The 11,823-nt window shown below is 65.4% G+C and carries 13 protein-coding genes; 12 read left to right on the top strand and 1 reads right to left on the bottom strand.

What is annotated here, in order from left to right:
- Nucleotides 1–24: 24 nt before the first annotated feature.
- Nucleotides 25–423: an SHOCT domain-containing protein gene (locus CKJ85_RS06555; protein ID WP_095553808.1), complete on the bottom strand. Its 399-nt coding sequence runs from the start codon at nucleotides 421–423 to the stop codon at nucleotides 25–27.
- 232 nt (nucleotides 424–655) lie between these two features.
- On the opposite strand from CKJ85_RS06555, the gene CKJ85_RS06550 reads away from it, so the two are divergent.
- From CKJ85_RS06550 to CKJ85_RS06500, 12 genes are all read left to right on the top strand, one after another.
- Nucleotides 656–949 (top strand): transposase family protein, encoded by a 294-nt coding sequence (locus CKJ85_RS06550; protein WP_095553807.1) that lies wholly within the window; start codon nucleotides 656–658, stop codon nucleotides 947–949.
- 455 nt (nucleotides 950–1,404) lie between these two features.
- Nucleotides 1,405–1,548, top strand: coding sequence for a DUF3039 domain-containing protein (locus CKJ85_RS12360; RefSeq protein ID WP_095553806.1), 144 nt, complete (start codon nucleotides 1,405–1,407; stop codon nucleotides 1,546–1,548).
- 11 nt (nucleotides 1,549–1,559) lie between these two features.
- Nucleotides 1,560–2,099: a flavodoxin domain-containing protein gene (locus tag CKJ85_RS06540; protein ID WP_095553805.1), complete on the top strand. Its 540-nt coding sequence runs from the start codon at nucleotides 1,560–1,562 to the stop codon at nucleotides 2,097–2,099.
- Nucleotides 2,100–2,301: 202 nt separating this feature from the next.
- Complete coding sequence (gene leuS, locus CKJ85_RS06535) at nucleotides 2,302–5,118, top strand: leucine--tRNA ligase (protein WP_095553804.1); 2,817 nt, start codon at nucleotides 2,302–2,304, stop codon at nucleotides 5,116–5,118.
- A 65-nt stretch (nucleotides 5,119–5,183) separates the two neighbouring features.
- The gene (locus CKJ85_RS06530) at nucleotides 5,184–6,374 is read left to right on the top strand and encodes a hypothetical protein (protein WP_095553803.1); all 1,191 of its coding nucleotides are present in this window, start codon (nucleotides 5,184–5,186) and stop codon (nucleotides 6,372–6,374) included.
- Between the two features lie 134 nt (nucleotides 6,375–6,508).
- A complete protein-coding gene (locus CKJ85_RS06525; protein ID WP_095553802.1) occupies nucleotides 6,509–7,447 on the top strand; it encodes a hypothetical protein in 939 nt (312 codons plus the stop codon).
- Between the two features lie 83 nt (nucleotides 7,448–7,530).
- Nucleotides 7,531–8,319 (top strand): hypothetical protein, encoded by a 789-nt coding sequence (locus tag CKJ85_RS06520; RefSeq protein WP_143340166.1) that lies wholly within the window; start codon nucleotides 7,531–7,533, stop codon nucleotides 8,317–8,319.
- Nucleotides 8,309–9,823, top strand: coding sequence for a hypothetical protein (locus CKJ85_RS12110; protein ID WP_095553800.1), 1,515 nt, complete (start codon nucleotides 8,309–8,311; stop codon nucleotides 9,821–9,823). The genes CKJ85_RS06520 and CKJ85_RS12110 overlap by 11 nt, the downstream gene beginning before the upstream one ends.
- 49 nt (nucleotides 9,824–9,872) lie before the next feature.
- On the top strand, nucleotides 9,873–10,565 hold the full coding sequence (locus CKJ85_RS11995; RefSeq protein WP_158221627.1) for a hypothetical protein: 693 nt from the start codon (nucleotides 9,873–9,875) through the stop codon (nucleotides 10,563–10,565).
- Nucleotides 10,566–10,596: 31 nt separating this feature from the next.
- A complete protein-coding gene (locus tag CKJ85_RS06510) occupies nucleotides 10,597–11,097 on the top strand; it encodes a VanZ family protein (RefSeq protein WP_158221626.1) in 501 nt (166 codons plus the stop codon).
- Between the two features lie 10 nt (nucleotides 11,098–11,107).
- Nucleotides 11,108–11,479, top strand: a complete 372-nt coding sequence (locus CKJ85_RS06505) for a YidH family protein (protein WP_095553798.1) — start codon at nucleotides 11,108–11,110, stop codon at nucleotides 11,477–11,479.
- Nucleotides 11,479–11,817, top strand: a complete 339-nt coding sequence (locus CKJ85_RS06500) for a DUF202 domain-containing protein (protein ID WP_095553797.1) — start codon at nucleotides 11,479–11,481, stop codon at nucleotides 11,815–11,817. The genes CKJ85_RS06505 and CKJ85_RS06500 overlap by 1 nt, the downstream gene beginning before the upstream one ends.
- The last annotated feature ends 6 nt before the right edge of the window (nucleotides 11,818–11,823 follow it).

Below are 11,823 nucleotides of genomic sequence, written 5' to 3'. Positions count from 1 at the left end.
GGCTGGCGAGGGAGCGGACCAGGGTCAGACCGAGGAGAGCGCCCTTGCCTTGATCTGGTCGAACTCCTGCTGGGTAATCGCTCCCGAGTCGAGAAGGGCCTTCGCCGAGGCGATCTCATCGGTCGGGCTCGATCCGGCGGAGCCGCCGGCGACGGACTTGATGTACTCATCCTGCCGCTGCTGGAGCTCCTGGTGCGCCTCGACCGCGCGGTCGGTCATCCCCCGACCTCGAACAAGCAGGTACGCGAGCATTCCGATGAACGGCAGCACGACGATGAACACCACCCACAGCGTCTTCGCGAAGCCGCCGAGGTCCTTGCTGCGGAAGAGATCTCCGAAGATCCACCACAGGGACATGAACCATGCGAAGAAGATGAAGAACTCGAACATGGCGAGTAGGAATGAGCCGTTGTCGTCGAACATTTGCTGACTGCCTCCTGACTGGATGGACGCTGGCCGAGCGGTCCACGCGGACCCCAGCGCACGACGGTTAGGAACAAGGACGTGCCCGGGCCGTCGCCGAACCATGTTAGCAGCTCTTCCTCACCAAGCGTGGTAGCCGGGTTGCGACGCGCTGACCGGGTTGGGCTGGTGAAGACGGGCCTGGGACTCCACGATTCGTAGCGACCAAGCAACGGATCGAGAGGAGTCCCAGGTGAGTGTTGAGGCTACCGTCCTGCCCGCTGCGATGCTCGGCATCTCGGGGTTGGTGGTGCTTGCCGCCGGTGAGTACGGCGGTGAGCTGGAGCTGTTGGTGGAGACCTCCGAGTCGGTGACCGGGTGCCCGCGGTGCGGGGTGGTCGCGGTGGCCCACGGCCGGCGTGAGCATCTGGTGCGTGACATCCCCTCGGCGGGGCGGCCGGTGCTGCTGGTGTGGCGCAAGCGGCTGTGGCGGTGCGCCGAACCGGCGTGCCCGCAACGTACCCGGTCTGAAGCGTCCTGGGTTTAGTTCCTACCTCTGCTAAGGAAGGATTGGCACTCTAGTGGCTGCGGGTTGGATGAGCTTTCTTCCTGGTTGGGGCTGAACGCTGCAGCATCCCTCCTTGGTTTGAGTGCCCTGCATGTTCGTTTACTTGGCCGTGACGGAAAGGTGAAGCTGCGGTCCGCTCCTGATGGGATTGAAGTGGAGACCGCCTCTGTTCTTTCCAGGCTTTCGGACGCGATACGGAGCCGGGAGGTCTTTGCGCGTCACGCCGCCCATCCTGATGAGCTTGTTGCGTCGTCAGTTGCATCGCTATCTGCGTAACGTTATTACGCATGGTTCTTCCAGCACGGCTCACTATCTACTGCGCGACACACTCTGTGCTGCGGGGAAATCGAAGTGCGAAACCGCCGGCGTGGTTTAGGCCGGGTAGCATGCACCATCTCGTTGCAGAACAAATAACGCAGTAGCACGTTCGCACCGTGTCCGCCGCCATCGCCCAAGGTAGTCCAGTTTTTGCGCTCTGCGGAACGGTGTTCGTGCCGCGTCAAGATCACAAGAAACTTGCCGCGTGTCCTCGGTGCATGCGCATTCAGGGTCTACTAGAACAATCCGAATCGAAATAATGAAGGTAAAAATGCACATCTACTTCTCCTCCGTCTACGGTTCCACGAAGCAGTATGCCGAGGAGCTCGCGCGTCGCCTCAGCACGACCGCGCAGGAGATACTCAACCACGCTGAAGTGCCCGACACGGCAGCAGAGGGCCCCATCATCGTCCTGGCCCCAGCGCACGGCCCGATGAACGCGGCAGCCAAGTTCGTAAAGTCGCTCCCGGAAACAACGATCCAGGCCCGCCCCACCTGTGTGGTCGTGGTCGGCATGACGCTAGACCATGTAGTCCGAGAGGCAGACCCCACGGCGGAACTGCTCGGCGACCGGGCGGACCAGGTACAGCGTTTCTACCTCCCGGGCCGACTGAATTACTCGGAGCTCACCACTGCGCACCTGGGCGTGATGCGCGGGATCATTGGCGCGCTCAAGTTGAAGCCGCGGAAGTCGGAAAACGAGCGCTCGATGATCGAGATGTATAAGAAGGACACCGATCGCGTCGACCTCTCGCGCCTCGACGAGATCGTGGCGTGGGCGGAAGTAGCCAAAGGCGCACAAAACAATTAAAAAATATATCGAAACAATTTGTCTACCAGTCAAAACGTCATAAACAAACCCCAAAACCCGTCCTATCTCTTTCCGATATCTTTTCCGGTTCAAAAATCGCGCCAAAAAGAATTCCCTGGGGAAATTCGTTGCGGGACCACGAGCGTCGGTCGTCGATAAGCAATAGTCCCTGACCGCGCCGGGCCTACTACACTGCTTAACTATGACTGACGCGACCCCGCACCGCTATTCCGCAGAGCTGGCCAACGACATTGAGCAGAAATGGCAGTCGTACTGGCGCGAGCACGGCACGTTTAACGCCCCCAACCCGGTCGGCGACCTGGCCACCGGCGAGGAGCTCCCGAAGGAGAAGCTCAACGTCCAGGACATGTTCCCGTACCCCTCGGGCGCGGGCCTACACGTGGGCCACCCGCTGGGCTACATCGCGACGGACGTGTACGCGCGCTACAACCGCATGCTGGGCAAGAACGTCCTGCACACCCTGGGGTACGACGCGTTCGGTCTGCCTGCGGAGCAGTACGCCATCCAGACGGGTACGCATCCGCGCACGACCACGGAGAAGAACATCGACAACATGACCCGCCAGCTCGACCAGCTGGGTCTGGGGCACGACAAGCGCCGCTCCGTGGCCACGACGGACCCGGAGTTTTACAAGTGGACGCAGTGGATCTTCCTGCAGATCTACAACGCCTGGTTCGACGAGGAGCAGCAGAAGGCGCGCCCGATCGAGGACCTGGTGCGCGACCTCATGACCGGCGCGCGCACGACCAAGGACGGCCGCAACTTCCGCGACCTCACCACGGCGGAGAAGCACAAGGCTATCGACGAATTCCGTCTCGTCTACCTCGACGACTCGATGGTCAACTGGTGCCCCGGCCTGGGTACCGTGCTGGCCAACGAGGAGGTCACGGCGGAGGGCCGCTCGGAGCGCGGCAACTTCCCGGTCTTCCGCAAGCGCCTGCGCCAGTGGATGATGCGCATTACTGCCTACTCGGACCGCCTGCTCGAAGACCTTGACCTGCTGGACTGGCCGGACAAGGTGAAGAGCATGCAGCGCAACTGGATCGGCCGTTCGCGCGGCGCGGAGGTCAACTTCGACTCCGCCGCAGGCGACATCACCGTTTTCACCACCCGCCCGGACACGCTGTTCGGCGCCTCCTTCGTCGTGCTCGCTCCGGAGCACGAGCTTGTGAGCGCCCTCGTGGCCGACACCTACCCAGAAAACACCGACGAGCGCTGGACCAACGGCCAGGCCACCCCGCGCGAGGCCGTGGACGCCTACAAGCGCTCCATCGCCGCCAAGTCCGACGTGGAGCGCCAGGAGAACAAGGAGAAGACCGGCGTCTTCCTGGGTACCTACGCCACCAACCCGGTCAGCGGCGAGCAGGTCCCCATCTTCATCGCGGACTACGTGCTCACCGGCTACGGCACGGGCGCGGTCATGGCGGTGCCGGCGCACGACGACCGCGACTACGAGTTCGCCAGCGCCTTCGGCCTGCCCATCGTCCCCGTGATCGAGGGCGACGTTGCCGAGGCCGCGTTCACCGGCGATGCAACGCACATCAACTCCGCCAACGCCGATGGTCTTGACCTGAACGGGCTGGGGAAGGCCGAGGCGATTGAAGAGGCGCTGCGGTGGATCGTCGAGAAGCAAAAGGGCGCCGAGAAGATCCAGTACAAGCTGCGCGACTGGCTGTTCGCCCGCCAGCGCTACTGGGGCGAGCCCTTCCCGATTGTGTACGACGAGCACGGGCAGGCGCACTCCATCCCGGAGGACCAGCTGCCGGTCGAGCTTCCGGACGTGGAGGACTACAAGCCGGTCTCCTATGAGCCGGACGACGCGGACTCCGAGCCCTCGCCGCCGCTGGCCAAAGCGAAGGACTGGGTCGAGGTGCGCATGGACCTCGGCGACGGGGAGAAGACCTACTGGCGCGACACCAACGTCATGCCGCAGTGGGCCGGTTCCTCCTGGTACCAGCTGCGCTACATCGACCCGACCAACGAGAACGCCTTCTGCGACCTGGAGAACGAGCGCTACTGGACCGGCCCGCGCGGCGAGAACGACCCGGGCGGCGTGGACCTGTACGTCGGCGGCGTCGAGCACGCGGTGCTGCACCTGCTCTACGCCCGCTTCTGGCACAAGGTGCTCTTTGACCTGGGCTTTGTCAGCTCCAGGGAGCCGTACCGTCGCCTGTTTAACCAAGGCTACATCCAGGCCTACGCCTACACGGACGCCCGCGGCGTGTACGTCCCGGCCGCCGAGGTGGAGGAGAAGGACGGCCGATTTTTCTTCGACGGAGTCGAAGTCAACCGTGAGTACGGCAAGATGGGCAAGTCGCTGAAGAACGCGGTCGCCCCGGACGACATCGCCACCGACTTCGGCGCGGACACCCTGCGCGTCTACGAGATGTCGATGGGCCCGCTGGACACCTCCCGCCCGTGGGCGACGAAGGACGTCGTTGGCGCGCACCGCTTCCTGCAGCGCCTGTGGCGCCTGGTGGTCAGCGAGGAGACTGGCGAGGCCAACGTCACCGACGCCGAACTTTCCGAGAACGACGCGAAGCAGCTCCACCGCACCATCGCGGGCGTGCGCGACGACTACGAGCACCTGCGCGACAACACCGTGGTGGCCAAGCTCATTGAGTACGTCAACTACCTCACCAAGGCGTACCCGCAGCAGGCCCCGCGCGCCGCGGTGACCCCGCTGGTGCAGATGGTTGCGCCGGTCGCCCCGCACATTGCCGAGGAGCTGTGGGCCAAGCTCGGCCACGCCGACACGATCACGTTCGAGCCCTTCCCAACCTTCGACGAGTCGCTGCTCACCGATGACACGGTGGAGATTCCCGTGCAGATCAACGGCAAGGTCAAGGCTCGCATCAACGTCGCCGCCGACGCTTCCAAGGAGGACATGGAACAGGCAGCGCTTGACGACGCCCGCGTGACCGAACTCACCAGCGGCAAGCAGATCGTCAAGACGATCGTGGTGCCGGGCCGCATGGTCAACCTGGTGGTGAAGTAGGGAAGTCCTGTCCGTCCCCTGCCGAGGCGCGCGTTATCGGTGGGGCGGCTGTTATTATCGGCCGCATGACTACACCGAACAATGGAAACACCCCGGGCGACAATAGCCCGAGCGGGGACTCCCCGTACGGCTACGAGCCGTACCCCGACAACCCGGCGGGGAGCCACCCGGAGAACACTGGCTCCTCCGCGTGGAACCCGGACAGCGCCGGCTCCGCCGGCACCACCGGTTCCGGTCAGTCCGACTTCGGCCAGAACAGCGCTGACGCCTACGGCGCGAACGGCTACGGTTCCAACGAGTACGGCTCCAACAGCTACGGCGCCAGCGGCTCCAACACGTACGGCCAGGGCGGCTTCGGCCCGAACGGGTACGAACAGTTCGATGTGAACGCCGCGGCTGGTGCCGCCGGCGCGACCGCGCTGCGCTACCACGGCCAGGAGCTCACCGACGGCACCTACGGCGACGGCGCGACCCCGCACCCGATCAATGACCCGGCCAACAACGGCTGGACGCACACCAAGGGCAACGGCAAGCTGAACATTACCGACGCGTTCTCCTGGGCCTTTAAGACCACGTTCTCCAACTGGAAGGTCTGGATCGTCCTCGGCCTCATTGCGTGTGCGTGGCAGTGGCTCACGATGATCGTCCCGACCGGCGTACTCGGCATTGTCCCGTTGTTTGTGTACCCGGTGTTCTTCTCTGCCGCGCTGCAGCAGACGCTGGCCCGCTCGTTCGGGTGGGGCGACATCAAGACTCCCGCGTACGGGAAGACCCTGGGTGTTCTGGCGGTCTTTTTTGCAGTTGTTACCGTCGGCATGTTTGTGTTCCTCACCATTGGCATGGTTGCCGGCTTCAGCAGCGTGGACCTCAACGCATTGCCAGAGAACCCGACAAGCCCGGAGGACTTCGAGGCGCTGCTTCCCCTGCTCGGCCCGCTCCTCGGCTCCATGGGCCTGCTCATGCTCATCGCATGGTTCGTATCTCCGTTCCTCATGATGACCGTGTGGTACGCCTCTGAGAACAACGGCTCCTTCGGTCAGGCGTTTAGCAAGGGCTTTGCCGACGGCAAGCGAAACTACCTGCCGCTGCTGGGGCTGGCTGTGCTTGCTGGCCTGCTCAGCTTCGTGGGCTACGTCCTTGCGTTCCTCGGCATGATCATTGCCACCCCGGTCGTGCTCCTCGCGCAGGCGCACGCGTACCGCCAGATCTCCGGCGGCCCGGTCCCGGTGGAGGACGAGTTCCCGGCGCAACTCTAAGCGTTTAACCCCGCACCGCCCCGCGCAGCCCACCGGCTGCGTGGGGCGTTCGCTATGTATCACTCACATTGCATTGTGATACAACGCTCACTTTCTGGTCGCGCAATGGTCCGCACCTTGTTACGCTCCGAACCATGACGAGACCGGAATCCCCGTACGGCCCCGATAACAACCCCGATAACAACCCAGCGTTCCACGGCTACGACCAGTACCCCGCGACCGGTTCGAACGCACCGCAGCCCAGCATCCTCTCCCATTCCGTGAACGCCATGAAGTTCCACGGCAAGCGGCTTATCGACGACACCTTTGGCGACGGCCGCACCGCGCACCCCATCAACGCCCCTGAGCGCAACGGGTGGATCCACATGAAGGGCACCGGCAAGCTCAATATCGGCGAGGCGCTCACCTGGGGTGTGAACACCACGTTTTCCCGCTGGAAGTTCTGGATTCCGTGCGGGCTCGGGCTGCTGTTGGCCTTGTTGGTTGGCCTGATCCCGTTCGTCGGGGGGCTAGTCGTAGCCGCCTTGTACCCGCTCTGCATCTCCTTGGGGCTGAAGCAGACGCTGGTGTACAAGAACGAGACATCGGAGCAGGGCACATCGACCTTCTGGGTGACACTCGGCATGTATGTGCTGACCGGGATCATGTCGCTTGGCGCCCTCGCGCTGATCGTCGCCATTGCTGAGTTGCTGCGCCTGGCCACTGGCAATCCTGCGCCTCCTCTACCTGCGGGGTACCCGGTTGTGGAACCGGAGTTGACCCCCTTTGACTACGTCGCCTTCTTCTTGTTCTTGGCCACCCTGCCGTTCTTCTGTCTGCAGGTCTGGTACGCGGCGGACAACGGCGCCGATTTCGGCGGCTGCATCGTCAGGGGGTTTAAGGCGGCGCAGCGCAACTACCTGCCGTTGCTGGGGCTCATCGTTGTCTCGTTCCTCATCTTCGTCCTCGGCGGGGTAGCGGTGGGCGTCGGCCTCATCGTCGCGGTGCCCGTCATCATCCTCACCTGGGCGCATGCCTACCGGCAGATCTCGGGTGGCCCGGTGCCGTCGAAAAGCACGCTCTCTGTACGCTAACGGTGCGCTAACGGTAAAGGGCTGAGGTCACGGATTGGTATCGGCCCCAAACATTTCCCCCAATCGCTGCTAGTCTCAGGCGCATGAGCACCCCGAATGGTGGGCAGAGTCCGTACGCGGAGCACAGCAACCCGCCGCCGATGCAGCCCGCGGGCGGGCTGCGCCTCCTGCCCGCCTACGCGTGGGCGGTGCGCGCCTGGGTAACCAACCTGATCATCTGGGGTCCGCTGAGCCTCATCTGCTTCATCGGGTTGTCAACGCGGTTTTGGCAAACGTTCGCTCTCCTGGCGGTGCCGGTGTTGATTTCGCTCGCGATGCAGCAAACCACGGTGCGGCGACTCAAGCTCGATGAGATCAGCCTGCCCGGCTTTGCCAACCTCCTGGTCCTCGCGTTCCTCTTCGGGCTCTTTGTCGGCGGCTTCGCCATCACCTTGTTCTTCGTGTTCCTTGGCGCGTCGATGTGGAGGTTCGACCCGAGCGGGCATACGCCGGAACAGCCCTGGTACGAGGCCGGCACGACATACGTCTTGCTCGGTGGCGTACTCATCTTCACCGCGGCGACAGCCTTCGTCGCGTTCGTCCCGTTCGCCGCGGCGGACGGCCGCACCAGCTTCGGCTCCGCGGTCACACTGGGCCTACGCGCGTCGGTGCGAAACTGGTTCAAGGTATTTATCGCGGTCGCCGCCCCCTACGCCTTGATGATCGTGGCGGTGTGGAATGATCTCACCATGTTCCCCGGCTCCAGGTACCTCACCTGCGGCGTCGCCGCGCTCGTCTTCCCGCTCCTGTTCCTCGCCCTCGCACACGGGTACCGCCAGGTCACCGAGGGCTTCCCGCTTATCGACGCCACCGCCAACCCCCATGACCGCTAACCCCAAAACCATCAACGCCCGCGCCGCCTTCGAGTGGTCGATCCGCACCGTGCTGAACAACTGGGCGATATGGGTGCCGCTCACGCTCGTCGCCTTCCTCGCGTGGGTCGTCCTGTGGGTCCTGCTGCAGTTTTATGGCCACCTGATCGTGTTCATGCTGGCGTCGGCCCTGTTTGCCATCGTCGCCCTGCAGCAGACGCAGCACCCCCGGCTGCGCCTGACCGAGCTGGAGTTCCCCCGCGCCTTCCAGACACTCGGCGCGACGGCGGTGGTGGAGCTCATCGGCTTCCTGAGCTTCGCCCTCTGGCTGGGTATTGCAGCCCCCTCCTTCGCCGCGCTGGTGGACCCGTACGGTGAGCGACCACCCACCCCGCTCTACGCCGACCCGGCCGCCTGGTTCATCCTCGGCGGATTCGTGGCCTTTGTTGTGCTCGCGCCCCTGTGCAGCTTCCTGCCCCTCGCCGCCGCTGACGGCTACGGCCTGCTGGCCGCGACGAAGCGCGCCGCCGCGAACTGGCTGCGCCTCATGGCCGTCGAGGCCCTGTCGCTGCTCACCCTGCTCGCCGGTGCGGTCTGCATCGGCGTCGGTTTGCTGGTGGCGGTGCCGATCGTCGTGTGTGCGCTCGCCCACGCGTACTGCCAGGCCGTGGGCCGCACAGTGGAGGAGCCCACAGAGCCGTCAGCACCGACAGAGCCCACGGAACCAACAGAACCCGAAAAACCCACACCAGCCCCCGGCGAAAACCCGTACGCCCAGGCCAGCAACACGTACATCGACCCGCAGGCCTGGCCTACCGAGCCCGGCACCGGGCGGGTCCGAGTGGGCCGCGCGTTCTCCTGGGCGTGGGCCGCGTTCACCGGAAACTGGGCCACGTGCGTGCAGCTGACGTTCGCGTTCCTCGTCATCAGTGTCGTGGCTGGCAACCCGCTGCTTTTCATCGTTGCGCTGTTCCTCTTCCCCGCCGTGTGGTTTGTCGTGGTGGTCCCGTTTGCCGTGTCGGCGGCGCTGCGGCAGACGGACCGCGTGACGTTCTCTCTCGGGGAAGTGAAGCCCCTGCACTTCGCGCAGACTGTGGTGGCCGGGCTGTTCGCCGCCGCGATCTCGTGGCCAGTGCCCTCCGCCGTGCGCCGGGCGCTTCACCAGACGTTGCCGTGGGACGTGCCGGAGGGGACGCCGATGGGTCCCATCATGCTGGGCATCGGTTTGCTGTGCTACCTTGCCGTATCGCCGCTGTGGGCGCTCATGCCGTTCTTCGCGGCGGACGGCAGCGGGATCGGCCAGGCGATCGGCCGCGGGTTCCGGCGCGGCGTGCGCAACTATTTCCCGCTGCTCGCCCTTGCGCTGGCGTGCACGGTCCTCAACATTCTCGGCGCCGCGGTTCTTGGCCTGGGCCTTTTGGTGACGATCCCGCTCTCACTGCTGGCGTACGCCCACGCGTACCGGGAGGCGTCGCGGGGACCGGTTCCCGTCGATAAGCGCAGCACATACCGCGGCAGAAATTAATAGGGGAAGTACCCGTGCAAACCCTGGGAACTTTGGTAGCGTGCGGTGTATGCAGGAGGAACATTCACGCGCGGGCACGGTCCGCATCCGCCCGGCGCTGACGTGGGGGTGGGCGGCGGCGACGTCCAACTGGCGGCTCTGGGTCCCATGTACCGCCGTCGCGCTGCTCATCACGGCGGCCAGCCTCGCGCTGTGCTACTACGTCACGCCGCTGGTCGTCGCGGCGCTCGTGATCCCCTTTGCCACGGTCACGGCGCTGCGCCAGACCCGCGAGCGCGCCCCTCGCCTGCGGAAGATGACCACCCTCTTGTACAAAGAGACGCTGCTCACCGCGCTCCTCGTCGTCTTCGTGTTCGTCGCCTGCTTCACGCTCTGGTCCACGGCCGTGGCGTTCTTCGGCGGGGCGGACGGCTTCTTCCCGTCTGGCGCCTTGTGGCTGGGCTGCGGCGCGATCGTCCTGCTCAACGTGCTCGCGCCGTGGCTGACGCAGATCATCTACTACTCTGCAAGCGGCATGACCATGTGGGACGCCACCCGGCCCGGCGTCGTCGCGGGCTCGCGCAACTATGCCCCGCTGCTGGGGCTGGCGGTGCTGCTCACGCTCCTCAACGCCGCGGGCGCGCTGCTCGCCGGCGTCGGCCTGCTGGTCACGCTGCCGGTGGCGCTGCTCGCGTTCGCGCACGCGTACCTGCAGGCCTCGGGCGGACAGGTCCCCAGCAACCACGCAGCCAACCCCCAGTAGCAGGGCAATGCGGGGCGCTAGGGTTGCCCAGGTGAAAATCTCGCCCGCCCTGTACACGCTGAGCCTCACGGTCGCGGCCGCCTTCGTGCTCGCCTTCACGGTGGGCAAGGCCTACATCTCCGTCCCCGGCCTGTGGGACGCCGCCGCGCACCAGATCCAGCAGATCCGCCTCGACCCCTTCGTCTCCTTCCGGCACTACCGCGTGTGGTGGGGCCCCTGGTTCAACCTCTTTGGCAATCTCGCCCTCTTTGTCCCCGTGGGCTATCTCGCCTATCGACGCTCCGTCGCCGCCACCACCTGCTTCTGCTTCCTCGCCAGCCTCACCGTCGAGTCCCTGCAATTCCTCCTCGCGGCGGGCTACAGCGACATGGACGACCTCATCTTCAACACCACCGGCGGCCTCATCGGCGCTGCCGCCGCCTCCCTGCACAAGTCGCCCACCGCGATGTGGCTGTTCAATGCCTGCGCCGTGGTCATCCTCGTGCCGTACCTTTCGCTCGGCGCGAACCAGCTGGCCGCGTTCATCGCCTAGGGTAGGGGGCATGAGTCAGGACACGCAGCGCGGTTGGTTTACGCGCCGGGTCTTCCCGGACGGCACCGAGCCGGACCCCCGCTTCACGCTTGCTAACGAGCGCACCTTCCTCGCCTGGACCCGCACCGCCCTCGCGTTTCTGGCCGGGGGCATCGCGCTCGAGGCCTTCGACCTGCCGGGGATTGACCCCGCCACGCGCTCCATCATCGCCGCCGTGATCGTGGTCATCGCGATGGCGATCTCGCTGGGCGCGGCGGTGCGCTGGGCGCGCCTCGAGCGCGCCCTGCGGCACGGCCGCCCCCTCCCGGCCCCGGCGATCGTGCCCGTCCTCGGCGTGGGCATCTTCCTCGCCGCCGTCGTCGTCCTGGTCAGCCTGACCTGATGGGGCAGCAGACGCGGCCGATCCCGCTCGCGGACCCCGGGCTGCAGGCCGAGCGCACCTCTTTGAGCTGGGGGCGCACCGCCCTGGCCATGCTCGTCTGCGCATCCGTGCTGCTGCGCTGGTCCAGCGCCTACCCGGGCGTCATTTTCACCGTCATCGTCCTGCTTACGGTGATGGGCACGGCGACGATGCTGCTGCAGCGCCGCGCGTACCGGCGCGAGGCGATCCACCTGGCCAACGAGCGCTCGGCGCCGAACACGGTGGGCGTCGCGGCAACCACGCTGGCCATGTGCGTGCTCGGCGGGTTGGGGCTTTACGTGGTGCTGGCGGCTGCGTGAGCGTCG

It is taken from the genome of Corynebacterium sp. NML 150383, assembly GCF_002285085.1.
Classification (GTDB): Bacteria; Actinomycetota; Actinomycetes; order Mycobacteriales; family Mycobacteriaceae; genus Corynebacterium; species Corynebacterium gottingense.
Note: the sequence above shows the minus strand (reverse complement) of the source record. Positions and strands in the feature narration are given on the sequence as shown.